Source organism: Bacteroides bouchesdurhonensis, from assembly GCF_900155865.1.
Lineage (GTDB): Bacteria > Bacteroidota > Bacteroidia > Bacteroidales > Bacteroidaceae > Bacteroides > Bacteroides bouchesdurhonensis.
In genome coordinates, this window is record NZ_LT707006.1 from 4,447,779 (window position 1) to 4,473,175 (window position 25,397).

Annotated in this window: 19 protein-coding genes and 3 pseudogenes; 21 read left to right on the plus strand and 1 reads right to left on the minus strand. The window is 40.2% G+C overall.

From position 1 onward, the window contains the following. The 10 genes and pseudogenes from CZ225_RS19505 to CZ225_RS19555 form a co-directional block, all read left to right on the plus strand. Window positions 1-344, plus strand: a 344-nt coding sequence (locus CZ225_RS19505) for a hypothetical protein (protein WP_077155121.1), incomplete at its 5' end; no start/stop codon positions are given. A gap of 4 nt (window positions 345-348) precedes the next feature. Beyond that, a complete protein-coding gene (gene tnpB, locus CZ225_RS19510) occupies window positions 349-690 on the plus strand; it encodes an IS66 family insertion sequence element accessory protein TnpB (RefSeq protein WP_234982990.1) in 342 nt (113 codons plus the stop codon). Between the two features lie 88 nt (window positions 691-778). After that, window positions 779-2,374, plus strand: coding sequence for an IS66 family transposase (tnpC, locus tag CZ225_RS19515; RefSeq protein WP_077155898.1), 1,596 nt, complete (start codon window positions 779-781; stop codon window positions 2,372-2,374). Between the two features lie 185 nt (window positions 2,375-2,559). Further along, window positions 2,560-3,387, plus strand: a pseudogene (locus tag CZ225_RS19520) (Rpn family recombination-promoting nuclease/putative transposase); the annotation flags it as partial. An 84-nt stretch (window positions 3,388-3,471) separates the two neighbouring features. Beyond that, window positions 3,472-3,909 (plus strand): annotated as a pseudogene (locus CZ225_RS19525) (PD-(D/E)XK nuclease family transposase); the annotation flags it as partial. A 1,275-nt stretch (window positions 3,910-5,184) separates the two neighbouring features. Continuing rightward, entirely contained in the window at window positions 5,185-6,456 is a 1,272-nt protein-coding gene (locus CZ225_RS19535; protein ID WP_077155123.1) for an Mfa1 family fimbria major subunit, read from the plus strand. Between the two features lie 117 nt (window positions 6,457-6,573). Beyond that, on the plus strand, window positions 6,574-7,683 hold the full coding sequence (locus CZ225_RS19540; protein ID WP_077155124.1) for a FimB/Mfa2 family fimbrial subunit: 1,110 nt from the start codon (window positions 6,574-6,576) through the stop codon (window positions 7,681-7,683). Between the two features lie 12 nt (window positions 7,684-7,695). Further along, a complete protein-coding gene (locus tag CZ225_RS19545) occupies window positions 7,696-11,619 on the plus strand; it encodes a BACON domain-containing protein (protein WP_077155125.1) in 3,924 nt (1,307 codons plus the stop codon). A 12-nt stretch (window positions 11,620-11,631) separates the two neighbouring features. Beyond that, on the plus strand, window positions 11,632-12,924 hold the full coding sequence (locus tag CZ225_RS19550) for a hypothetical protein (protein WP_077155126.1): 1,293 nt from the start codon (window positions 11,632-11,634) through the stop codon (window positions 12,922-12,924). Window positions 12,925-12,954: 30 nt separating this feature from the next. Further along, on the plus strand, window positions 12,955-13,218 hold the full coding sequence (locus CZ225_RS19555; RefSeq protein ID WP_077155127.1) for a hypothetical protein: 264 nt from the start codon (window positions 12,955-12,957) through the stop codon (window positions 13,216-13,218). A 251-nt stretch (window positions 13,219-13,469) separates the two neighbouring features. Here CZ225_RS19555 and CZ225_RS19560 read toward each other — a convergent pair whose 3' ends face one another. Continuing rightward, window positions 13,470-14,402, minus strand: coding sequence for a PD-(D/E)XK nuclease family transposase (locus CZ225_RS19560; protein WP_077155128.1), 933 nt, complete (start codon window positions 14,400-14,402; stop codon window positions 13,470-13,472). A gap of 202 nt (window positions 14,403-14,604) precedes the next feature. On the opposite strand from CZ225_RS19560, the gene CZ225_RS19565 reads away from it, so the two are divergent. The 11 genes and pseudogenes from CZ225_RS19565 to CZ225_RS19615 all read left to right on the plus strand — a co-directional run bounded on the left by CZ225_RS19565 (window position 14,605) and on the right by CZ225_RS19615 (window position 25,350). Beyond that, window positions 14,605-15,096: a hypothetical protein gene (locus CZ225_RS19565; protein WP_077155129.1), complete on the plus strand. Its 492-nt coding sequence runs from the start codon at window positions 14,605-14,607 to the stop codon at window positions 15,094-15,096. A 25-nt stretch (window positions 15,097-15,121) separates the two neighbouring features. Continuing rightward, window positions 15,122-16,768 carry a flotillin family protein gene (locus tag CZ225_RS19570; protein ID WP_077155130.1) on the plus strand — a complete coding sequence of 549 codons (1,647 nt, stop codon included), beginning with the start codon at window positions 15,122-15,124 and terminating at the stop codon, window positions 16,766-16,768. 164 nt (window positions 16,769-16,932) lie between these two features. Beyond that, the gene (locus tag CZ225_RS19575) at window positions 16,933-18,642 is read left to right on the plus strand and encodes an ATP-binding protein (protein ID WP_077155131.1); all 1,710 of its coding nucleotides are present in this window, start codon (window positions 16,933-16,935) and stop codon (window positions 18,640-18,642) included. Window positions 18,643-18,674: 32 nt separating this feature from the next. After that, entirely contained in the window at window positions 18,675-19,352 is a 678-nt protein-coding gene (locus CZ225_RS19580; protein ID WP_077155132.1) for a DUF5715 family protein, read from the plus strand. 131 nt (window positions 19,353-19,483) lie between these two features. Beyond that, window positions 19,484-19,720 (plus strand): annotated as a pseudogene (locus CZ225_RS19585) (PD-(D/E)XK nuclease domain-containing protein); the annotation flags it as partial. An 86-nt stretch (window positions 19,721-19,806) separates the two neighbouring features. Next, on the plus strand, window positions 19,807-20,823 hold the full coding sequence (locus CZ225_RS19590) for a PhoH family protein (RefSeq protein ID WP_077155133.1): 1,017 nt from the start codon (window positions 19,807-19,809) through the stop codon (window positions 20,821-20,823). Between the two features lie 49 nt (window positions 20,824-20,872). Further along, on the plus strand, window positions 20,873-21,817 hold the full coding sequence (locus CZ225_RS19595; protein ID WP_077155134.1) for a phosphoribosylaminoimidazolesuccinocarboxamide synthase: 945 nt from the start codon (window positions 20,873-20,875) through the stop codon (window positions 21,815-21,817). A 2-nt stretch (window positions 21,818-21,819) separates the two neighbouring features. After that, the gene (gene ubiE / locus CZ225_RS19600) at window positions 21,820-22,557 is read left to right on the plus strand and encodes a bifunctional demethylmenaquinone methyltransferase/2-methoxy-6-polyprenyl-1,4-benzoquinol methylase UbiE (protein ID WP_077155135.1); all 738 of its coding nucleotides are present in this window, start codon (window positions 21,820-21,822) and stop codon (window positions 22,555-22,557) included. A 38-nt stretch (window positions 22,558-22,595) separates the two neighbouring features. Beyond that, a complete protein-coding gene (locus CZ225_RS19605) occupies window positions 22,596-23,342 on the plus strand; it encodes a shikimate dehydrogenase family protein (protein ID WP_077155136.1) in 747 nt (248 codons plus the stop codon). Window positions 23,343-23,403: 61 nt separating this feature from the next. Beyond that, complete coding sequence (locus tag CZ225_RS19610) at window positions 23,404-24,351, plus strand: alpha/beta hydrolase (protein ID WP_077155137.1); 948 nt, start codon at window positions 23,404-23,406, stop codon at window positions 24,349-24,351. 72 nt (window positions 24,352-24,423) lie between these two features. Then, window positions 24,424-25,350: a TPM domain-containing protein gene (locus CZ225_RS19615; RefSeq protein ID WP_077155138.1), complete on the plus strand. Its 927-nt coding sequence runs from the start codon at window positions 24,424-24,426 to the stop codon at window positions 25,348-25,350. The last annotated feature ends 47 nt before the right edge of the window (window positions 25,351-25,397 follow it).

Here is a 25,397-nt window from a genome sequence, read left to right on the forward strand (position 1 = left end):
GTCACAATGAGGGTTTCCATCGCTCCAAGTTTTACGAATGGAAGTTGCGTTTCAAAATCACAGATGAAGAGCTTGCCTGTTCCCCCATGGAGGATATGGTAGGTTTCAGTCCCATTATCATAGAGGACCGACAGGCTTTACCGGCTTCCCATTCCGCCCCTATGTCTCCTCCCGCTACGGAACCTTACCGGCCGATGAGACAACCGTGCAAGGTTGTAGATAACTCAGAGATCTCCCTTGAACTTCCCAACGGGATGAAATTGAAATTTAAAGGTCAGTCCGGTTGCAAGGCTGCCCTGAGTTTTATCTCTAAAATATACAATGCCAATGTTCTGCCTAAATGATAACATGCGCTACTTCCTGTGCGGCGGCTATACAGACATGCGCAAAAGGATTTTCAGTCTCAGCGGTCTTGTCCATGACAAGATGGGTGGTGATGTAAGAAGCGGCGATGTCTATCTGTTCGTGAATCGTGCGAAAAACCGTCTCAAATTGCTTCACGCGGAAACCGGCGGCTTGGTTCTGTATGAGAAGCTTCTTGAAGAGGGTACTTTTAAACTGCCTGATTATGATCCCGACACAAAATCCTATCCCATGACGTGGAGCGATCTGGTGATGATGGTCGAAGGAATAAGTGAGGACAAGAAAAAACGTCAGAGGCGTCTGCGGGATCTGAGAAAGAGGTGGTGATGCCTTAAAAGACACTGAAAATAAACCTTTTGCAAACTTGCCTATCCCGATTTTTTTCCTTATCTTTATATCACAAATAAATCAGGAAATGACAAGGGAAGACACATTAGTGCAAATGATACAGTCCTTGAAGGAGCAACTTTCTGTGATGGCGGCGACCAACCGCAAGCAGAATGAGACGATTGTCTCGCAAGCCCAAACAATCGAGGAACTCCGGAGTACGATAGTTGATCTGAACGCTTCACTGGCATGGCTGAAAAGGAAAGTGTTCGGAAAGATGAGTGAGAAATGTAAACCCATTAAGGGGGACCCCATGCTCCCTTTTGAATACGGCGATCTGGAACAGGTCGAGGCGGAAATCGAAGAAGCCCGCAACAGGGCGGCGGCGCAGATTACCGTCCCGAAAGTCCAGATCGCCGAAAAAACATCCCGCCGTAACCGGGTGGTGATGGATGACCTGCCTGTGGTTACCGTCGTCATCGAACCCGAAGGCCTTGATCCCGATAAATACGTCAAGATAGACGAGGAACACACCAGAACTCTTGAGATGAAGCCGGGATATCTCTATGTGAAAGACACGGTACGTCCCACGTATGCCCTCAAGGATGACACGGAAGCCATTGAGAACGGCAGGAAAACTGTTATAACCGCTCCCATGCCACTGATGCCCATATATAAAGGCATGCCCGGGGCTTCCATGCTCGCTGAGGTCCTCTTACAGAAATACGAATACCATGTCCCGTTCTACCGACAAGTGAAACAGCTGGAACATCTGGGGGTGAAGCTGTCACGAAAGACATTGGGAGGTTGGTTCAAACCCGTCTGCGAACTTCTGGAACCGCTTTATCTGGAACTCAAGAAGGTAGTACTCTCCTCCGATTATATACAGGTTGACGAGACCACGCTTCCGGTTATAGACCATGACAGGCACAAGGCGGCGAAGGAGTACATCTGGATGGTCCGAGCGGCTATGCCGCGCCTGCTCTTCTTCCATTATGACGACGGTTCACGTGCGCAGAAAGTGGCGGTCGAACTCCTGAAGCCGTTCAAGGGATACCTTCAATGTGACGGTTACTCCGCTTATGACATTTTTGAAGAGAAGGAGGATGTGCATCTGTGTGCTTGTCTCGCACACATACGCAGGCATCTGGAGTCAGGAAAGGAAGAAAACCGGGAATATGCCATGCAGGGACTTAAATTTATACAAGACCTGTATAATGTGGAGCATATGGCTGATGAGCGGCAACTCTCCTATGAGGAACGTGCGGCACTGCGGCAGCGTCTGGCCGGACCACTGCTTGACGCCTTTGAGCTCTGGCTTCAGAACACATACCCCAAAGTACTTAAACGCAGTCTTATGGGAAAGGCCATAGCCTATACTTATCCTCTCATGCCAAGAATGAGACACTATCTGTATGATGGAAGAATCTTTATTGACAACAACGGGGCGGAAAACGCACTGAGACCTATCGTTCTGACCAGAAAAAACATGCTGTTCTGTGGGAATCAGGAGGCGGCTAAAAATACAGCTGTCATCTGTTCGTTGCTCAGCTCCTGCAAGGAGTGTGGAGTCAATCCGCGCGAATGGTTGAACCATGTCATCACAAAACTGCCATATTACCTCGAACCCAAATCGAGCAGGAATCTCCGGGAGTTGCTTCCGGACAAGTGGACATTAGCATGAGACAAATCCATAGACAGTCCATGGAAAGTCCACGGAAAATCCATGGACAATCCACGACAATCTCACTTCTGAGATACGACAACCAAACATGAGCAGTAATAATCATATCTGACCACCATTAAGGTAGTGCGTAAACAAACTACACTAAAATCAAATACGCAAGATGGAGTTGTTCAACCGCTTACGTTATTACAGACCTTACTTTTCTGAACAACGAGCAACTACCGCAATATGATGAGGGAAGAGGAATTATCTACGACATATATTGCAGTACCGATACGGGAGAAAAGATCATTGTGGAAATGCAGAACAAATCACAGTTGCATTTTAAAGAACGCGCTTTATTCTATCTATCCAACGCAATAGCACAGCAAGGAGAAGCAGGAACAGAGTGGAAGTTCAATTTAAAAGCAGTATACGGAGTGTTCTTTATGAACTTTCTGCTAAATGACAATGTTAAGTTACGTACCGATGTGATATTGGCCGATCGCGAAACAGGTGAACTGTTCAGCGACAGGATGCGGCAAATATTCATCGCGCTACCACGCTTCTGCAAAGAAGAGCATGAATGTGAGAATGATTTTGAACGTTGGATTTATACATTAAAAAATATGGAGACACTCAAACGAATGCCTTTCAAGGCGCGCAAGGCAGTCTTCGAGAAATTAGAAGAAATTGCCGATGTAGCTTCTTTGAGCAAAGAAGAGAGAGAACGTTATCAAAATAGCGTGAATGTGTATCGTACACACCTATGTGTTATGGATGCTGCAAAAGAGGAAGGACGCGAAGAAGGACGTCAAGAGGGACGTGAAGAAGGACGTCAAGAAGGACGTGAAGAAGGTCTTAAAGAAGGGCTTAAAAAAGGACATCAAGAAGGACATCAAGAAGGGCTCAAAGAAGGACGTGAGGAAGAGCGTCTAATAATTGTCCGTAATTTAAAGTCCGCCGGAATGTCCGACGAGCTCATAGCTAAAGCAACAGGAGTATCTTTAGAAGAAATAAGGAAATTATAAGGCTCCTCTATTGGTGCCATTACTAAGCCAAGAAAAATGTGACACTCGTCAGAAACTTGACAATGTCCAAAGTTCATCCACGCTCGGATGCGGCAAATATTCATCGCACTACCACGCTTCTGTAAAGAAGAGCATGAATGTGAGAATGATTTTGAACGTTGGATTTATACATTAAAAAATATGGAGACACTCAAACGAATGCCTTTCAAGGCGCGCAAGGCAGTCTTCGAGAAATTAGAAGAAATTGCCGATGTAGCTTCTTTGAGCAAAGAAGAGAGAGAACGTTATCAAAATAGTGTGAATGTGTATCGTACACACCTATGTGTAATGGATGCTGCAAAAGAGGAAGGACGCGAAGAGGGACGTCAAGAAGGACGTCAAGAAGGACGTGAAGAAGGGCTCAAAGAGGGACGTGAAGAAGAGCGTCTAATAATTGCCCGTAATTTAAAGTCCGCCGGAATGTCCGACGAGCTCATAGCTAAAGCAACAGGAGTATCTATAGAAGAAATAAGGAAATTATAGACTCCCTATCATCCTGTCATAACTAAGCTATTAAAATACTAGTTTTTATTGTCACTTGTCACTTTTCCGCATTAAACATCTGATAATCAACAACAAATCAGTGACAATAGACAGTGACAACAGAGTGACAATAAGAGTTCAAAGCATTTTTATTGTCACTCGTTAAACTTCTTATTAATACTTATGCAACAATCGTTGCAGATTTAATATCCTCTTCCCATCTTCCATTTATTGCCGAGTCAGTTTTTCCATAACCATATTTGCGACTCTATTATAAGTCATGAGCATAAGTATTAATAGATTAGTTCATCTCCTCCTATTACAAACTTTATTTTCTTTAATGGTAAAGTTATTTCTTATTAATTATAATCTATAAACGGAAATTGCGTTTATATAAACAGAAGTTTCATTTATATAAACGCAATCTTTGTTTATACAAATGCAACTTCCATTTACAGATTACTTCTAACAAAAACAAATTATCTATTAAAGGAAAAGAAGTTAGGTATTAAAGAACAAGAAGTTTGTTATTACAAAGATGGATAATATCTATTAATAACAAATGGATTATTCATGTAGTCATTGTATCTCACCATTATATATAAGAACTGATAGGATAAGTGTGCTTCATAACCCATGTAAAAAGAGACATGAGTTCCCAGAAATTAGTCCCAAGGAGAAGCAACTGTAAATCATTCAAGAAGCATAAGAACCTCCAACTCCCACAAGAATACCAGGAATTCATCCGGTTCAACAAGAAAATAATAAAAATCAAAGAAGAAACGCATGTGTTAAATCATAAACAAAGAGGGCGAATTAATCATAACGCATGTAGTTTTATTCAATACACGAACAAAACACCTACCACAAACAACAAAATCAAAAGTTTGCAGAAACCACCTTGAAAATTGAAAAAAATGCCAATCTTCAAAACTACAAATCTCCCATATCTTTGCAATGTCGATAAGGAACAAACGAGTTCCTTGAAACGATTGAGAACAAAACAATTTATAAAAAATAAGTAGTAAAAAACAAATAAACAAACATTGCCTATCGAAAAGGAAAAAACAATCCCCTACACGGAAGCAACTCTCTTCCTTATTATATATAAGGACTTCCGAAGTTCCTCTCTGGAACTAGAACCCCACAGATGAAACAAGCTCTCACATTATTATCAACTACAATTTTTAATAATGACTCTTTCTCAAAAAAGAAAAAAACAAAAGTATTTTAAAAAGAAAAAATCAAATAATTATCATTCAAATCATTTAAATTATGAAACTTAGAAATTTATTTTTAGCAGGGATCGCTGCATTTGCAATGGCATCATGCAGCAATGAAGTTGAAGGTATCGACAATGGCGATAACGGTACAAAAGATGCTATTATGCAGTTTGGCATTTCATTTGCAAATTCTTCAAACACAGGAGTAAGAGAAGCCGCAAATGGAGGAGAAGATAAAGGTATACTAGCAGAACAGAATTTCACAGATGCTACCATTGTCATAGAGCAAGAAGGTAAGAGAAATATTCTGAATGTTCTTAAAGAAGACTTTAAGTCAGAAACAAGTACAACAACTACGATTCTATGGCTAAAAGAAAAAATAGCTGTAAATCCGGGAGAGGCAAGTGTTTGGGTATTTTTGAATGCTTCTTCAGCACTAAAAAGTGCTTTATCAACAACAAATGATTACAAAACTTTAAAAGAAACAGCTTCATTCACTGGAAACATAAAAGCATTGGAAAATACGGGAGGAATCGCAGAAGCTAATCATTTTTTAATGAGCAATGCTAGTGGTAATGCCGAGCCTGCAAATTTTAAAGCAAATGAGACTAATGATCTGACAGTAAATGTTAGCCGTGTAGCTTCTAAATTAGAAGAAACCACCCCTGTAGATAACACCTACAACGTAACAGATGATGCAGAAAATTTAGCAGACAAGACATTAAAAGTTAAATTGACAGATTTTGCATACGCAGGTTTGCAACAAGAAGTTTCAGTTCTTGCAGGCGGAACAGTAACTCGTAATTTATTTGCCCCATATAATTCAACAGCATTCGATGGTTTTATCTTCCAAAAATTTGTAGCTACTGAAACCGAAGGTGCCGTAAGCAACTACTGTATGGAGAATTTGATGGGAGATGCAATTGAAACATATACTAACGTTATCTATAAAGGTGAAATCAGCGTGAATGGTAAAGTAGGAACACTCTACATTACGTCAGACAACAAAGCTTTTACAAGTGTAGAAGAGATGGCAAAAGCTGGTTATAATTTCGCAGGATTAACAGAAAGCACTTCTATTGATGACTGTTGGAACAACTATGCTTTAAGAAAATACGATAAGGGCGTATGTTACTATGTAGCAAAAATTGAAACAGCCGGTCAAGGTGCAAAGATTGTACGTAACAACATCTACCGTTTAAAAGTAAACTCAATTAAAGGAATTGGTTCTGTCCTTCCCAAAACATTTGATGATCCTACATTGCTAAACTTAAAAGTAGGAATTGAAGCTTGGACAGTAAACGATAACGCATTCAATCTCTAATCTGCATCCCACACAGACAAACTTATAAAAGAGGGGAAGGTACTACCCTCCCCTCTTCACTTAAAGAATTTGCCAAACAAAGCAAAACAAGAATTTCAATAGAAAAAACCTAAAAGCATGAAACGGATATTCACTAACATACAGAAAAAAGTAAGCAAACTGATGCTACTCACCGTATTGGCTGGTGCAATCGCATCTTGTGATTCTGTCCTCGATTTTGAGGATGGCGATTGTGACATCAAATACCGAGTAAAATTCAAGTATGACTACAACATGGAGAAAGTAGACGCTTTCGCACAAAATGTGAAATCAGTCACGCTTTATGCTTTTGATAACGACGGTAATTTCGTTTACCAAAAGACAGACCAAGGAGAACCCTTGGCTGACGGAAGTTACGCTATGGACGTGGACATCGATCCGCAAAAATACCACCTCGTCACTTGGGCAGGACTTGACAACGAATCGTTCGCTGTTCCTGTGATGACTAAACAATCAGAGATAACAGACCTCACCGTTTTGACACTTCGCGATCCGGCTGTACGTGCCTCAGAAGGTGAAGAAGACCAATATATTGTAAAGAAGAACCTTTCTCCATTATGGCACGGTGAAGCCATCGAAGGAAAAAGCGTACTTTACACCACTCCGGCTTCAGGGAATAGTGTCCGCGAAGAAGTTACAACCATCGGATTAATGAAGAACACGAACAATATACGCATCGTAGTGGCACAAGTAAACCAACACCCGGAAAAAGAAATTCCGGCAACAAGAGCTATCAAAGATGATATGTTCACGTACGCTATCTACGATGACAATGGGAAAATGAATTATGACAACTCCCTGATGGAGGATAACCTGCTCACTTATCAGCCGTTTGTTACAGAAACAGACAGAGTGACAACCAGAGCATTCAGTGACGAAGACGAAGCAGCCAATACTTACCCGGCAGCAATAGCTGAAATCAGTGTAGCCAGACTAGTGGAAACTCAAAATCCCAAACTAAAGATATACAACAAAGAGAATCAAACGGAATTGCTACCCGATGGAGCACTCATCCGTTACCTCGGATTGCTGAAAGAACAGAACTTCATAGATATGCCACTGCAAGAATATCTGGACCGCCAAGATTCTTATGGCATGGTTTTCTTTGTGGATGAGAATCTCACATTAATCAATACTGTCATTCAGATTAATGATTGGGTAATAAACCTTAATGATTTTGACCTCTAAAAAACAAACAAGATGAAAAAGTATATCTATTATATAGTCACGTTATTTTTTTTGCAGGCTGTTGTTGGTGCTTGTACGGACACTGAAATCTACGATACATCGGATAACAGCAAAGGCAGTCAACTGAAGATTGTCCTCAATGTGCCGGTAGACAATGCAAGAACACGCGGTTTAGTTCATGGTCCGGACGAAGATCCTACAACGAGTGAAAGTGTTATTAACGACGTTTATGTTCTGGCATTCAACAAAGCAAACAACAAATATTTAGGTAAGTTCCAACCGTCCATGTCAAACAATACATTAATTGCAAGCATTGACATTGAGAAAATAGGTACTGATGAAATTACTGCTTTAGTTTTGACTAATCTGAATAGTTTAGAAAACGGAAGCGAATTAGTTAATAAAATAAATCAGTTAACCACCGGTCAAACAAAAGAACAGTTACTAAAATCACTGGTATATACTTTTAATAATATATGGAGTGTAAATGAACGCCCTCTTCCGATGTGGGGAGAAACCGATATCACTCCAGTAAAAGAAAGTACCGTAACGGGAACTGTCAATTTGTATCGTGCAGTATCCAAAATCAATGTAACATTCAACGGTGGTAAACAACAGCTCGCTGGTGATAATAAAACTGAGATATTCAAGTTGAAAAGCGTACGTGTATATTACGCGCGCACCAGTGGTCTGGCAGGTTCGTTACACGCTCCGATAGCCAATAAAGAAGGTGGTTCGGACTTAATCGACACACCTTCAATTCCTGATGAAGTAAATTACTTTCCAAGATATAAAGAAGATGGAACTCCAAACAACTTGTTATTTGAAACTACAAGCGAAGATGGTGACTATGCCATTGAAAATCAAATATATGTTCCCGAATCAGATCAAGATCAGACGGACGAACCGATGTGTCTCGTCATCGGAGGTTACTATATGGGAAGCGATAAGGAAACGTTCTATCGCGTAGACTTCAAGCAAGGTAACAAAGGAAGCGAATATTATGACGCAATCCGTAACCATATTTACAACTTCAACATCAACACTGTGACTCGCCCGGGTACCGACGAACCGGATCCGGCATTGGATCATGTAGTAGTGGGTATGGATGTAACGATCACTGACTGGACAACTGAATGGATGCAGGGAATCGGCGGACAATACACATTGAAAGTAAGTACAGGTGGATTTGTATTCGCATCAGATAATACTTCAAATAATGAAATAGCAGTAGAAACCACACACAATGAGGGTTGGGACATTACAGACCAATCAGGAGATTGGTTTAGCTTAAAAAAAGAGGGTGAAAAAGTTATTGTAACTCCAAAGGCTAAAAATGCAGGCGGGCAACGTCGTGGAAGTTTTGTAATTACAAGCGGTAATTTACGTAAAGAAATAATAGTACGTCAGCAAGGAAAAGGAACAGCTAATTGTTACGTTGTATCGGATAAAATTGTCAATGGTGAATATCAACACATTCTTCATGATTTGATTGTTACTGTGAAAGGTAATGGTGAAGAAGGGTTAGTTGCCGACGGTCATCCATTCAAAGACAGCAATCCCAATTTAGAGCCAGATGAAGTAAAAGTGATTTGGGAGACAGCTACGGGGCTAATCAATATAAGAACCGAAAACGGGAAAGCTTTTATCAATGAAAATGGTATTATACAATATAGTGTAGACTTATCAAAACAAAATCAGGATATCTTGAAGGATGATAAAAATCAACTTGGAGGTAACGCTTTGATTGGTGCATTTAAAGATGGAGAGGTTATTTGGACATGGCATATCTGGGTATGTCCGGATTTTGATAACAGCAATGATCTTGACGGAGAAATCACAACTGAAGAATTAGAAGAACATACTCAAACATGGGCTACTAATGGTACAACAGATGGATATGATTTCCTAGACCGTTATTTAGGAGCACTCAGCAATAAACCGGGATTGGCTTCATTAGGTTTACTATATCAATGGGGACGTAAAGACCCGTTTATAGGTGCTGCAAGTATTTCAGAAAATCAAAGTCAAAACAGAATGTATACTGATAATTTATCAGGATATGAATGGAATAATAGTGCAAGCAATATTTCAATAACCGAGTCTATCAAAAAGCCTACAACTCTTATTAATGGAACAATTGCAGATGACGATGATTATAAATTCTTGTGGGGCACAGATAAAGGATTTAGTGATATCAGAGATGCCGGAAATAAGACAATCTATGATCCATGTCCGATAGGCTATCGTGTACCTCCGGTATCTGCTATTGTTTTCAAAAATGGCAGTACAACAAGTGAAGAAACAAATTACAAATATAATAATATATACTGGCCCAATACAAGTACTTATATATCCCCACAAGATGCAGAATCTTATGGTTTTTGGGTAAATTATCGGAACTCAACTATTAGACCAAAATTAGATGAGTATAAAGACGACAAAAATCCGACATCAATTGACGGTGCCACATGGCTACCGCTAGCTGGAGTATATGATGGAGATATAAACAAATTCGCATTAGTAGATGGAAATAATTCATTAACTGTAAACAGTATTATTTGGACTAACTCATCCGTTACCGTTGATGAGAATGGTACCATCAGACCAGGAGCACTATTTTTACATGGAACAGAACCTGATAGCAAGATTAATGGACGTCATTTGCATCGATTAATTGAAAACGAAAATAACCTATATGCTAAAAAGACTCATGCAGGTTCAGTACGTTGCATCCGAGATACAAAATCAAGTGTCCAGAATGCAATATCAGTTCCTAGTTCAATAACTTTAGGATACAAAAAAGGATCCAGTGTGAGTGATTATCTGACCTCTATTACAAGCAGCTGGGAAGTGATAGATCCGGGAGCTAAGTGGTTCGTTATGACACCCGACCAAGGTAATGCCGGAAGTAAGCAACCCATCAAATTCACAGCAACAAAAGATAATCTAACTTATAAGCCACTTACAGCTTATGTTAAGATTAAATTTAATGATGAACATCAAACCGAAAAGACGATTAAGGTGATCCAAGAGGGTAAAAAACAGCCTTCAGTATCTCATGAAGATATTACACTTGATTATAAAGGAAGTGAAAAGAGTGTTGATGTGATTTCCGATGATAACTGGAAAGCTACAACAGAAGCAGAGTGGCTTACTATAACACCAAAATCCGGAAGTGAAGGTGCAACCATCAGATTTACCGCAACTCAATATAATGAATATGATGAAAACCGTGAAGCAACAGTAATTATTACATTTGATGATAGTAATACTACAAAGACGATTAGAGTCAAGCAAAATACAAAGAGAAAGCCGACTGTAACGAATCCTCGAACTTTGGGGAACAGCGTATCTAGTTCTGTTACAGGTAACATAGACTCCCCAAATGATAGTTGGACAATAAGTGGGGTGCCTGATTGGCTTTCCGTAAGTCCAATGTCAGGAGATGCAAATTATTACGACTACGGCAAAACTATCACCTTTACAACCAAAAGTATGAATCCAGATACTACTGAGCGTATTGCCGAAATCACTGTAACATTTGAGTCTGGATACACAGAGACAATGACAGTAAAACAAAAGGGAGCTGGCAAGATAAGTATAGATTCTGATAAGAAGGAATTGAAATTCGCAGGATATAAGAGTGGAAGGTATACTACTTATGCTCCTTCTACTCAAAAAATAACCATCAAGGGTACTGGAACATGGACAGCATCCACTAAGGATAAGGATACTTGGATAACCATTAAAAATAATAATAAATGGGAGTCTTACAGTCAATCGACATCCGGAACAGCACCCAATGATGAATTAATAATACAATTAGAGAAAAATACTAGTGATAATAACCGAGAAGGAGAAATAATTCTACAAGGAGAAACGGGAGAGCCTATTACGATTAAAATAATACAAAGTTCAAAAAAAGAAAAATAAATACTTTGAAGTATGAAACTTATATATAACATCTTGTACAGTCTGTTATTTATCGCAGGAGTCAGCTCCTGCGTAACAGAAGATGCTTTCACCGATTGCCCCGATATCGGGAACGCAGGATCGGGTAAGAGAGCACAAGTCATGCTTAATTTATCCGTTCCGAATAACCAGATGCCCTCTACCGCTCGGTCAATCACGAATGAAAAGGCGATCAATACTTTGTATGTATTGGAATTTGAGGATGGAATACTCAAAGAGAAGATAGACATTACGGAGAAGTACAATAATTCTAACGGTAAAAGTCTTTACGTAGCCATTGAAGAAACAGACAAACCTGTAAGTTTATCTCTTGTAGCCAATGCAGATGTAGCAACATTAGAGATAGGAAAGAGCAATCTGGGAAACACTAAAAAAGCACTGACCTTCTCGGATGCTAACAATTTGTCATATACTCCCATGTATGGTGAAACCAAGACTTTTGATAATATTACTCGCAACCAAAAGTATGATGTTAATGTAGAACTTGTTCGCTCGCTAGTCAAAATAGAAGTGCAATATAACTCTACACAACCTAAATCTGAATTCGAGTTTTTAGGAATAGAATTAATCAATGTCAATACTAATGGATATGTAGCAGCAGGTCAAAGCATATCTACAGGAAATACCAATCTCACTGTAACCCCTGATATCCAGAGAACAGAGCCCAACCGGTTGGAGATTGCTTCTGTATATATTGGAGAAACGAAAAATGATAATAACAAAATCTCCGTATTAGTACATGGTAAATACTTCGGAATAGAAGGTTATTACCGATTGGATATGATTAAAAACTCGGGAGAAAAAGTAGGTGTATTGGAACGTAACTATAGGTATGTATTCTCACTGCAAAATGTTAATTATGAAGGACGCCCAGACCGTGCAAGTGCTTTAAATGGTCCCTCTGACAATGAAGCGGTCCAAGCTAATGTTATGACCATTAAAGACAGTGATATTCTGGATATAACCACAGATGATCAATATTTCTTAGGTGTAAACTCATCTACTCTTCAATTGGAAAAGAACAGTGCCGGTCTATGTTTCACTAAATTGAAGATATTGACAGACAATACAACAGAAGAATGGACAATAGCTGACTATCCTAAGGATGGAGTTGAATTCAATTATAATCAAGATCAAATAGGAAGTACAATTGCTGCAACAAGTGTATGGATTTACGTAGATCTAATGAAAATAAAAGAATCTTTCAACTTCTATGTGAAAATTGGAAAGATCAGAAAAACAATTACGGTAAATTTACCTAAATAACCAAATAGTTCACTAAATACAAAAGATATTATGAAACCAAATGACATCCTGCAACTGGAATCGACAGATACGCGTCAAGCCTATCTGTTTGAAGAGAACGGACATTGGTACGCTTATGAGCACTCAGCCAACCGGATCGATAAATTTGTGAAAGGTTTTGTAGACTTCAAACACAAGGTGCAAGATGTCTGCGGACGAATGAAAGTAGAAATCGACCTCAGCATCTTGGAAAGATGTTCCATTACGCTGTGTGAAGATTCATTGCTTGTGCTTGATTGCCCGAGCAGTAACTAGAATATTTAATGGTGTGTAACTTTCCGTAAGCGTACGGATCACTCCCCCATATAAATTAGATTTACACAAAATTGTTTGTTTTGTTTGTGTTCCTCATTCCACTCAGATACTGCCTGTGAAGGTAGTCCTGAGTGGGTGGGGATTTTTTTATTGGTGTTCCTTTCAGAGACCCAATAAACAAAATAGCACATAACAAAAAGTCCAGCACTTTTTTCTGTGCCGGACTTTGATTCCTTTTGTTTTAAGTGATTTTATAAGTTTTTTATTTCCTCGGTAGAGAGCCCGGTAGCTTGAATGATCATCTCGATAGATAACCCCATCTTTTTAAGGTTCCGGGCTATTGCTATTTTCCCTTCTTTCTGCCCTTCTATTCTCCCTTCCGTTCTCCCTTCTATTCTCCCTTCCATTCTCCCTTCCGTTCTCCCTTCCATTCTCCCTTCCATTCTCCCTTCCAGTTTGGCAGAATCCAGCACATCATTTTGTATCATGATAGCACTTAGATGTTCGTCGTATGCACGCCTTTCTTCAGGTTTCATGTTATAGTAAATAAGTTTCTGGCGTGCTTCTGCAAGTCCGGGTGCTGTAGTGTCTGGACGTATACGACCGGTTTTCAGATATTCAATCCATTCTTCGAGTGGAGTTATGGCGACTTTATTGAACTCATTCACCCGAATCAGAAAGTATTCGGGGAATATCTGGGCGGGAAGTTTGTTTACCAGAGCGTCTTTTTCTTTGGCACTCACCAATAGCTGATCGCCTGTATGTACACCTAAAAAGGTATTTTGCCCATGATAAAGATAATCGCTCCCTTTACCAATATCAAAATAAAGAATGCTGATGGAGTATATTTTCTTCACTTCGTAGTAGCGTTCGCCCAACGAGATGTGCTCCGTAATAGCTTTGGCTACTCCATAGAGAATACGTTCCAGATAGTATAGCTCCCGGGTATTCTGAATTTCTACAATAATAATTTCCCCTTTGCTGTTCTTTGCTTTGATATCTACCCGATTGAATTTATCATCGGCAGTGAGCTGGTTGCCTTCGCTTTCGAGTATTTCTACTATTTTAACTTGTTCGTTCAGCAATACGGTTAGCAGACCTTCGAGCACTCCGAAATTGGCTTTTTGACGCAAAAGACGCTTTACAGCCCAATCAAATCTGATATAACGGTCAACTGTTTCCATAATCGATAATTTAAATCCTTTAGTACCACAAAGATATACTTTTTAAAATGAATAGATGCTATTTCTTCTGTTTTTCCTCACTAAAACGTTATTCCGTACGCTTTATTTCTTGCACAACTTTACGTCGTTTATCTTTGCACACTCCGCACAAAACTGTATATTTGGAGAATTATAACTATGATCTAACAAATATCAAACAATTATGAGTCATTCTATTTTTCTCATTATCGCCCTTGTCACGACAGGTATCTTTCTGGTTCAATTCGTTTTATCCATCTTTTTCGGAGACTTGGATGCAGATGTGGACGCGGACATCAGCAGTGTAGTCTCCTTCAAAGGACTTACCCATTTCGGAATTGGATTCGGATGGTATATGTATCTCTCCGGCAATACGGAGATTCAAAGTTATGTCATCGCCATTCTAACAGGGCTGTGCTTCGTCTTCGCCGTCTGGTTCCTCTACAAAAAGGCATACCAACTGCAACAAGTCAATCGATCGGAACAAACAGAACAACTGGTAGGACGGGAATGTACCATCTATTTCAAACAAAGTGAAAACAAATATACTGTACAGACCAGTCGGGACGGAGCTATGCGCGAAGTAGACGTAATCTCCGAATCGGGCAAAGCCTATCAGACAGGGGACAAGACTATTATCAGCAATTATAAAAACGGAATATTATATATTCAATAAAATAACCAATTAAAACACACTATTTATGACACAAGAAATGCTCATTATGGCTGCTATATTAGTAGCGGTCATCCTACTCACTTTCATCGGTATCCTATCACGTTACCGTAAATGTAAGAGTGACGAAGTTCTCGTTGTATACGGTAAAACAGGAGGAGACAAGAAATCAGCCAAGTTATACCATGGTGGGGCCGCTTTCGTATGGCCAATCATTCAGGGATATGAGTTTCTGTCGATGAAACCGATGCAGATTGACTGCAAATTGACCGGTGCACTGTCCGCACAAAATATCCGTGTAGATGTGCCTACTACGATCACGGTAGCCATCAGTACTGATACAGAAGTGATGCAAAACGCTGCAGAACGTATGTTGGGACTGACTATGGACGACAAACAGAACCTGATTACCGATGTAGTTTATGGTCAAATGCGTTTGGTTATCGCTGACATGACAATTGAAGAATTGAACTCCGACCGCGACAAATTCCTCTCTAAGGTAAAAGATAACATCGATACGGAACTTCGTAAGTTCGGTCTGTATCTGATGAATATCAATATCAGTGATATTCGTGATGCGGCCAATTATATTGTCAATCTCGGGAAAGAGGCTGAAAGCAAGGCACAAAACGAAGCACAAGCCAATATTGAAGAACAAGAAAAGTTGGGTGCTATCAAGATTGCCAACCAAATAAAAGAACGCGAAACAAAGGTTGCAGAGACTCGCAAAGATCAGGATATCGCCATCGCCGAAACAAAAAAGTTGCAGGAAATCTCAGTAGCCAATGCTGATAAAGACAGAATCTCGCAAGTAGCCATCGCCAATGCCGAGAAAGAATCGCAAGTGGCAAAAGCGGAAGCGGAGAAGAATATCCGAATCGAACAGGCAAATACCGAAAAAGAAAGCCGCATCGCCGAACTGAATTCCGACATGGAGATTAAACAGGCGGAAGCTGCCAAGAAAGCGGCTATCGGACGAAATGATGCACAAAAAGAAGTGGCTCTTTCGAATGCAGAACTTGCTGTTACGCAAGCTAATGCAGATAAACAAGCCGGTGAAGCTAGTGCAAAATCGGAGGCAGCAGTACAAACTGCACGCGAAATTGCACAGAAAGAAGTAGAAGAAGCAAAAGCCAGAAAGGTAGAATCTTCATTAAAGGCTGAGAAAATTGTTCCGGCAGAAATTGCCAGACAAGAGGCTATTCTACAGGCAAATGCCATTGCTGAGAAAATCACTCGGGAAGCGGAAGCACGCGCTAAAGCGACTTTGGCACAGGCGGAAGCGGAAGCTAAAGCCATCCAACTGAAGTTGGAAGCGGAAGCGGAAGGTAAGAAGAAATCATTACTTGCCGAAGCGGAAGGTTTCGAGGCAATGGTAAGAGCTGCCGAATCAAATCCGGCTATCGCTATCCAGTACAAGATGGTGGATCAATGGAAAGAAATTGCCGGCGAACAGGTGAAGGCTTTCGAGCACATGAACTTAGGAAATATTACCGTATTCGACGGAGGAAACGGAAGTACAAGCAATTTCCTGAATACGTTAGTGAAAACTGTTGCACCGAGTCTTGGAGTACTCGACAAGTTGCCTATCGGAGAAACGGTAAAGGGCATTCTGAATCCGGATAGCAAAAATGAAGAGAAGCCGGAAGTAAAAACTGAAGAAAAGAAGAAATAATAGTTTCTAGCACGGATCCGGTATAGCATCGAGGCTATAATGGAAGCTAAATAATGAACTAAGCGCAGATGGATGCCGATTTTATTTTCGCATCAGTCTGCGCTTATTTGTGTTTTTCCGAAGAAATTCACTACCTTTGTTTAGTATTACATAAACAAAAGACAATGAATATCACTATACCTTATGCTGTAGCCGATTTCGCCGACTTACGTGAACGGGGATTCTACTATGTAGATAAAACCGGATTCATCCCACGTCTGGAGCAATACAATGCTCCTGTCTTCCTGCGCCCGCGCCGTTTTGGAAAAAGTCTGCTGGTGTCTACACTGGCGCATTATTACGACCGTAGCAAAGCACACCGTTTCGAAGAACTGTTCGGCGGTACGTGGATCGGTGCACATCCTACGAAAGAGCATAACCAATATATGATTATCCGCTATGACTTTTCTCAAATGGTGATGGGAAATGACATAGAAGAATTGGAAAAGAACTTCAATATATTAAACTGTGATCCGGTAAAAATAATGGTAGAACACAATAGAGACCTTTTTGGTGATTTCCAATTTACCAATTTCGGGAATGCATCACAAATGTTAAGAGAAGTTCTCAGTTTTGTTCGCGCACATAATTTGCCTAAGATTTATATTTTGATTGATGAATATGACAATTTCACTAATCAACTGCTTACTGCCTACAAAGATCCACTCTACGAGAATGTGACAACAGGTGAAAGTTTCTTGCGCACATTCTTTAAGGTCATCAAAGCCGGTATAGGAGAAGGTAGTATTCGTACCTGCTTCTGTACAGGGGTGCTTCCCGTTACCATGGACGACCTGACAAGCGGATATAACATTGCTGAAATACTCACCCTGGAACCAACTTTTACCGAAATGTTAGGTTTCAATCATGACGAAGCAGCAGAGTATCTGCGATATGTTATCCGTAAATACGGAAACGACGAAGACCGTTTTGACGAGTTGTGGACGCTTATCTTGAATAATTACGATGGATACCGTTTTTTACCTAATGCACGTCCACTGTTCAATTCGACGATATTGACTTATTTCTTCAAAAAGTTTGCTGTCAACAACGGAGCAATTCCCGATGAAATGGTGGACGAAAATCTCCGTACGGATGTCAATTGGATACGAAGACTCACCATCACACTGGAAAATGCTAAAGAGATGCTCGACGCACTAGTGATTGATAATGAACTGATTTATTCTCAACCGGAATTGCGCAGCAAGTTCAACAAACAGAAGTTCTTCGACCCACAATTCTACCCTATCAGTCTCTTTTATCTGGGAATGACTACTCTGAAAGATGGATTTACAATGGTACTTCCCAACCTGACAGCCCGAAGTATCTACATGAATTATTATAATGAGATAAATCGGGTAAGCGACGATGCACGACGTTTTGTCCCCGTTTATCGAAAGTTTATGGTTGATCGCCTGCTGGAACCACTGATAGCAAACTATTTCGAACAATATCTAGGACAATTCCCCGCACAAGTTTTCGATAAAATAAATGAGAACTTTATCCGCTGTTCCTTCTTTGAAGTATGTAGCCGCTATTTGAGCAACTGCTTCACTTTCGCTTTGGAGCAAAATTTGCCATCCGGACGAGCGGATTTTGTGATGACAGGCATTCCCGGCACAGATTTCCATAATGATTGCCGTATCGTAGAATTCAAATACTTTAAATCCAAAGAGGCTACCGAAGTAGAAAAAATGAGTATGCCGCGTCCTGCAGACGTAAGCCAAGTAAAGAATTACGCTACAGATATCAATAACCAGTTCCCCACTTACCGGATACGTACTTATGTAGTATATATTGCTGCCGGAAAGGCATGCAGAACGTGGGAAGTATAAATAGTAAAAACATAAAGATTTATATAATAACAATGAACGCCCGTAAAAATCAGATTTTATTTCCAATTACTTTTATCATCGCTTTACTTACTCTCACTGCCGGTTGCAAAAAGAAAGATATGTCACTCAAAGTAAACGAGCCTCGCAATATCCATGGTGTAGTTAGTTACAAACGTTCTTTCCCTGATTTAAACGAAAAGCATCTGGCTATAGCCCAAAATATAGGCATCAAACCATTGGAGGATCGTGAAGAAGCCGAAAGCATGAAGGAACAATTGATACATATCACAGACAATAAGTTTTATTCTGTTGATTCACTGACGCATTCTATCCCCTACCTCATCCCCCGCGCCAGCGAGCTCCTTGATACAATCGGTTCTAATTTCCTCGATTCATTAACTTCCAAAGGTCTAAATCCTAATCAGATAATTATTACTTCTGTACTTCGCACCAATAAAGACGTGAAACGTCTTCGCCGCCGCAACGGTAATGCATCTGCAAACTCTGCCCACTGCTATGGAGCTACTTTCGACGTTAGTTGGAAACGCTTCAAAAAAGTGGAAGATGAAGACGGACGTCCTTTACAGGATGTTAGCTCGGATACTTTGAAACTCGTTCTGTCTGAAGTGCTAAGAGACTTACGACAAGCTGATAAATGCTATATAAAGTATGAACTGAAACAAGGGTGTTTCCACATTACTGCACGATGATTTCGTTTTAATTTTATGTTATGCAAAGAAACTTTTATCTTTGTACAACTGCAATTCAAAAAGATCAGATCATGGACAAAATATATCCTATTGGCATATAGAACTTTGAGAGTTTACGAAAGGAAAGAACTTTTCATGTAAAAGCTGAGTATCATACTTCACAAGGGCAAATTGACCTTATCCTTCAAACAGAGTGTTTTATTTATATAATGGAATTCAAACCGAAAGGAACAATCGAAGAAGCTTTGAAGCAAATTAATAAGAGACATTATGCCCAAGCATTCTCTGCCGATGAAAGAGTATTTATCAAAATAGGTGTAAACTTCAGCAATGAGACAAGAAACATTGAGAAGTGGATAGTAGAATAAAAAGAGAAATAAAATTCATCCCTAAACAATCTAAGAATCCAAAACGTTTCATTAAATTTGCAGAAATTTTTCTTTAATACGATTCAATGATAGAGAAACTGATTGTTCTTGAGGATATTGACCCGGTTATTTTTTATGGTGTAAACAACGCCAACATACAGTTAATTAAAGCTTTATATCCGAAGCTACGCATCGTTGCACGCGGTAATGTAATCAAAGTGCTGGGCGATGAAGAAGAGATGTGCGCCTTCGAAGAAAATATCACCAAACTGGAGAAATATTGTGCCCAATATAATTCACTGAAAGAGGAAGTCATCATCGACATTATCAAAGGTAATGCCCCTCAGGCAGAGCAAACAGGTAATGTAATCGTTTTCAGTGTCACAGGTAAGCCAATTATTCCCAGAAGTGAGAATCAATTGAAACTGGTAGAAGGATTTTCCAAGAATGATATGGTATTCGCTATCGGTCCGGCAGGATCGGGAAAGACATATACTGCTATTGCACTCGCTGTTCGTGCTCTGAAAAATAAAGAAATCAAAAAGATTATTCTCAGCCGCCCCGCTGTAGAAGCCGGAGAAAAGCTCGGATTCCTGCCCGGCGACATGAAGGATAAGATAGACCCATATCTGCAACCTTTATACGATGCGCTACAGGATATGATTCCTGCTGCCAAGCTAAAAGAATACATGGACTTGAATGTTATCCAGATTGCACCATTGGCTTTCATGCGTGGACGTACGCTGAATGATGCAGTGGTGATTCTGGACGAAGCACAGAATACGACTACGCAACAAATCAAAATGTTCCTTACCCGCATGGGTATGAATACCAAGATGATTGTAACAGGTGACATGACACAGATTGACCTACCATCCTCACAGACATCAGGATTGGTCCAAGCACTCCGCATCCTGAAAGGAGTAAAAGGTATCAGCTTCGTAGAACTCAACAAGAAAGATATCGTACGCCACAAATTAGTGGAACGTATCGTAGACGCTTATGATAAATTCGACAAAGAGATGAAGATTGAACGGGAAAATCGGAAGAAAGAGCAACTGATCATCAATGGTGAACGTCCGTCTAAACTGGTTAGCGAATAACTAGTGTTGCTGTAAATTGGAACTTGTAATATATAATTATATAAAAACGATGAAAGCATTAACAAAAACAGATTTCAACTTTCCGGGACAGAAAAGTGTGTACCACGGAAAAGTGCGCGATGTATACAACATCAATGGCGAAAAACTTGTTATGGTAGCAACTGACCGTATTTCGGCCTTTGACGTAGTATTGCCTGAAGGTATTCCTTACAAAGGACAAATGCTGAACCAAATTGCAGCAAAATTCCTCGATGCCACTACCGACATCTGTCCGAACTGGAAACTGGCTACACCTGATCCAATGGTTACTGTAGGTGTATTGTGCGAAGGTTTCCCGGTAGAAATGATCGTACGCGGTTATTTGTGCGGTAGTGCTTGGCGTACTTACAAAAGTGGTGTACGTGAAATCTGTGGTGTGAAATTGCCGGATGGAATGCGTGAAAACCAGAAATTCCCGGAACCAATTGTTACTCCGACTACCAAAGCTGAAATGGGTCTTCATGACGAAGATATCTCTAAAGAAGAAATTCTGAAACAAGGTCTGGCTACTCCGGAAGAATATGCTATTCTTGAAAAATATACATTGGCTCTCTTCAAACGTGGCACTGAGATCGCTGCTGAACGTGGATTGATCCTCGTTGATACTAAATATGAATTCGGAAAGCACAATGGTACGATTTATTTGATGGATGAGATTCATACTCCGGACTCCAGCCGTTATTTCTATTCAGAAGGTTATCAGGAACGTTTCGAAAAAGGTGAACCTCAAAAACAACTTTCTAAAGAATTCGTTCGTGAATGGTTGATGGAGAATGGCTTCCAAGGTAAAGATGGACAGAAAGTTCCTGAAATGACTCCGGCTATTGTACAGAGCATCAGCGACCGCTACATCGAATTGTTTGAGAACATCACCGGTGAGAAATTTGTGAAAGAGGATACCAGCAATATTGCTGAACGTATCGAAAAGAATGTAATGAATTTCCTGACTAAATAAGAATGGATTACCCACAACAGCATATCAAACCTTACAACGAAGAAGGTGAAAAGACCGAGCAAGTAGAGAAGATGTTTGATAACATCGCTCACGCTTATGACAAACTGAATCATACCTTATCTCTGGGTATTGACCGCAGTTGGCGCCGTAAAGCAATTGCCTGGCTCCGCCCCTTCCGTCCGCTACGTATAATGGACGTTGCTACGGGAACAGGAGATTTTGCCATCCTCGCTTGTCGCGAATTACAGCCTGCCGAATTGATCGGTACGGACATTTCGGAAGGTATGATGAATGTGGGTCGTGAAAAAGTTAAGAAGGAAGGACTCTCGGACAAAATTTCTTTTGCCCGGGAGGACTGTACTTCTCTTTCATTTGCCAACAGCAGTTTTGATGCTATTACTGTAGCTTTCGGTATACGTAACTTTGAAGACCTGGATAAAGGACTTTCGGAAATGTGCCGTGTACTAACCCCCGGCGGCCATCTTGTGATTCTCGAATTGACTACCCCGGATCGGTTTCCAATGAAGCAGTTATTCTCTATTTATTCCAAAGTTGTCATCCCGTTGCTTGGTAAACTACTCTCTAAAGATAATAGTGCCTATCACTATCTACCGAACACCATTAAGGTATTTCCCCAAGGGGAAATCATGAAGGAAGTTATCACTAAAGCCGGTTTCAGCGAAGTGAATTTCCGACGTTTAACTTTTGGTATCTGTACACTTTATATGGCTACTAAATAAAACTTAAGCAGAACTAATCATTTTAACTTTTTCGTGTTATGGAAAAATATGGTTTAATTGGCTACCCCCTAAAACATTCGTTTTCTATCGGCTACTTCAACGAGAAGTTTAAATCAGAAAACATTAATGCGGAATACGTAAATTTCGAGATTCCCAGTATTAACGATTTTATGGAGGTCATCGAAGAAAATCCGAACCTATATGGGCTCAACGTTACCATTCCTTATAAAGAACAGGTTATTCCTTTTTTGGATGAGTTAGATCCTGATACTGCTAAAATCGGTGCTGTAAATGTAATCAAAATTATCCGCCAGCAGAAAGGTAAAGTTAAATTAATTGGATATAACTCTGACATTATCGGATTTACCCAATCTATCCAACCATTACTGCAACCTCACCACAAGAAAGCCTTGATTCTTGGCACAGGCGGGGCTTCTAAAGCAGTGTACCGCGGACTTCAAAATCTGGGAATCGAAAGTGTATTTGTGTCCCGTACTCACAAAGCAGACGGGATGCTAACCTACGAAGAGCTTACTCCTGAAATCATGACGGAATATACTGTAATAGTCAATTGTACCCCATTAGGTATGTATCCTAAAGTGGACTTTTGCCCAAACATCCCGTATGACCAACTGACTCCGAACCATTTACTTTACGATTTGTTATATAATCCGAACGTTACTCTCTTCATGAAAAAAGGAGAAGAGCAGGGTGCCGTTACTAAAAATGGGTTGGAAATGCTATTATTGCAAGCATTTGCAGCTTGGGAGATTTGGCATAAGTAAAGCCTCTCCTCCATTCCTTTTTTAAGGAGAAAGAAATAAAAGTGAAAAGAGATTCGGGCTTATGAAGAAGTATATTTACATTATTATTATCATTTTGCTGGTGCTCACCAGCTGCACTATCGGAGGAAGTTTTTATATGCTCAACTTCTCTTTAACTCCGAATGCCAAGATATTATCTAAAAATGCAGACTCTTATCCTTTTATGTATAAAAACTATCCGTTTCTTCGTTCATGGGTAGACAGCTTAAGGCAAGTAGATGCACTTAGAGACACTTTTATCATTAATCCGGAAGGAAGACAACTGCATGCATTTTATGTCGCCGCTCCACAACCGACCAATAAAACGGCCGTCATTGTGCACGGATATACAGATAATGCTATTCGCATGTTTATGATCGGTTATCTTTATAATCGGGATTTAGCTTATAATATCCTCTTGCCCGAACTACAACATCAAGGAGAAAGCGAAGGTCCTGCCATTCAGATGGGTTGGAAAGACCGACTTGACGTGTTGCAATGGATGAACATTGCGAACCAGATTTTCGGGGACAGTACACAAATGGTGGTACATGGCATATCTATGGGAGCTGCCACAACTATGATGGTATCCGGTGAAAAGCAACAACCTTTTGTGAAATGTTTTGTAGAAGATTGTGGTTATACCAGCGTTTGGGATGAGTTTGCACACGAATTAAAATCAACCTTCCATCTTCCTCCTTTCCCACTGTTACATACTACCAGTTGGCTGTGTGAAAGAAAATACGGTTGGAATTTCAAAGAAGCCTCTTCGTTAAAACAAGTTGCAAAATGTAAGTTACCTATGTTTTTTATTCATGGAGACAAGGATACGTATGTACCTACCTGGATGGTTTACCCTCTCTACGAAGCCAAACCGGAGCCCAAAGTGCTATGGATTGTCCCGGGAGCGACTCATGCCGTTTCATACAAAGAGAATAAAAAAGAATATACCGAGAAAGTTCGTGAATTTGTCGGGCAGTATATTCATTAAACCTATTAAAAACAGGGAGTTTGAAATTCGTAACAGAAAAAATTATATATCCGTAAAAGTTAAACAACTGTCATGAAATCAATATTCACACTGTTATTTATTACTTTTCTACTGACATCTCTGCAAGCTCAAGAAAAAGTATATACGGTAGACAATCTGCCGAAAGTACATCTGCAAAATAAAATGCAGTATGTTTGTAACCCAACTGGCATACTATCGCAAGCCGTTTGCGACTCTATTGACGCGATGCTTTATGCTTTGGAACAACAAACCGGAATTGAAACAGTAGTAGCTGTTGTTCCTTCCATCGGAGAAGAATCGTGTTTTGATTTTAGTCATCAGCTATTGAACAAGTGGGGTGTGGGGAAAAAAGAGATGAATAACGGATTAGTCATTTTACTAGTGAAGGATCAACGTTGTATCCAATTTTATACCGGCTATGGATTAGAAGGGATACTTCCTGATGCAATCTGTAAAAGGATTCAGACCCAATATATGATTCCATATTTAAAAGATGGAAATTGGGATGCAGGAATGTTGGCTGGGGTAAAAGCCACTTGTCAGCGTCTGGACGGTTCTATGGAGAACGATTCCGTTTCCGAACCAGAAAGAAGTGGTTCAAAGGATATGATTATTGCCATTATTGGTTTTATTGCCTTTGGTATCGGGGTAGCCTTCTATGCCTCATGGAATCAGAGTCGTTGTCCCAAATGTGGCAAGCACAAATTGCAAAGAAGTAGTAGCAGACCCATTTCAAATGTAAATGGCATCAAGACAGAAGAGGTTGTTTACACATGTAGAAATTGTGGACATACGGTCAAAAGGCAACAGCAAAGTTATGATGACGACTACCGTCACAGAGGAGGTGGCGGAGGTGGTCCGTTTATTGGTGGCTTCGGTGGAGGAAGAGGACATGGCGGAGGCTTTGGAGGCGGTTTCGGCGGAGGAAGCTTTGGCGGTGGTTCAGGCGGCGGAGGTGGTGCCGGTTCAAGGTTCTGATTCTAAGTATGATTATAGAGAAATAAATTTGAATTCAACTAATAAGA

Excerpts from the sequence above, each read along its gene's own strand:
- tnpB (WP_234982990.1), top strand. The coding sequence starts at position 349 with ATGCGCTACTTCCTGTGCGGCGGCTATACAGACATGCGCAAAAGGATT.
- tnpC (WP_077155898.1), top strand. The coding sequence starts at position 779 with ATGACAAGGGAAGACACATTAGTGCAAATGATACAGTCCTTGAAGGAG.
- CZ225_RS19535 (WP_077155123.1), top strand. The coding sequence starts at position 5,185 with ATGAAACTTAGAAATTTATTTTTAGCAGGGATCGCTGCATTTGCAATG.
- CZ225_RS19540 (WP_077155124.1), top strand. The coding sequence starts at position 6,574 with ATGAAACGGATATTCACTAACATACAGAAAAAAGTAAGCAAACTGATG.
- CZ225_RS19545 (WP_077155125.1), top strand. The coding sequence starts at position 7,696 with ATGAAAAAGTATATCTATTATATAGTCACGTTATTTTTTTTGCAGGCT.
- CZ225_RS19550 (WP_077155126.1), top strand. The coding sequence starts at position 11,632 with ATGAAACTTATATATAACATCTTGTACAGTCTGTTATTTATCGCAGGA.
- CZ225_RS19555 (WP_077155127.1), top strand. The coding sequence starts at position 12,955 with ATGAAACCAAATGACATCCTGCAACTGGAATCGACAGATACGCGTCAA.
- CZ225_RS19560 (WP_077155128.1), bottom strand. The coding sequence starts at position 14,402 with ATGGAAACAGTTGACCGTTATATCAGATTTGATTGGGCTGTAAAGCGT.
- CZ225_RS19565 (WP_077155129.1), top strand. The coding sequence starts at position 14,605 with ATGAGTCATTCTATTTTTCTCATTATCGCCCTTGTCACGACAGGTATC.
- CZ225_RS19570 (WP_077155130.1), top strand. The coding sequence starts at position 15,122 with ATGACACAAGAAATGCTCATTATGGCTGCTATATTAGTAGCGGTCATC.
- CZ225_RS19575 (WP_077155131.1), top strand. The coding sequence starts at position 16,933 with ATGAATATCACTATACCTTATGCTGTAGCCGATTTCGCCGACTTACGT.
- CZ225_RS19580 (WP_077155132.1), top strand. The coding sequence starts at position 18,675 with ATGAACGCCCGTAAAAATCAGATTTTATTTCCAATTACTTTTATCATC.
- CZ225_RS19590 (WP_077155133.1), top strand. The coding sequence starts at position 19,807 with ATGATAGAGAAACTGATTGTTCTTGAGGATATTGACCCGGTTATTTTT.
- CZ225_RS19595 (WP_077155134.1), top strand. The coding sequence starts at position 20,873 with ATGAAAGCATTAACAAAAACAGATTTCAACTTTCCGGGACAGAAAAGT.
- ubiE (WP_077155135.1), top strand. The coding sequence starts at position 21,820 with ATGGATTACCCACAACAGCATATCAAACCTTACAACGAAGAAGGTGAA.
- CZ225_RS19605 (WP_077155136.1), top strand. The coding sequence starts at position 22,596 with ATGGAAAAATATGGTTTAATTGGCTACCCCCTAAAACATTCGTTTTCT.
- CZ225_RS19610 (WP_077155137.1), top strand. The coding sequence starts at position 23,404 with ATGAAGAAGTATATTTACATTATTATTATCATTTTGCTGGTGCTCACC.
- CZ225_RS19615 (WP_077155138.1), top strand. The coding sequence starts at position 24,424 with ATGAAATCAATATTCACACTGTTATTTATTACTTTTCTACTGACATCT.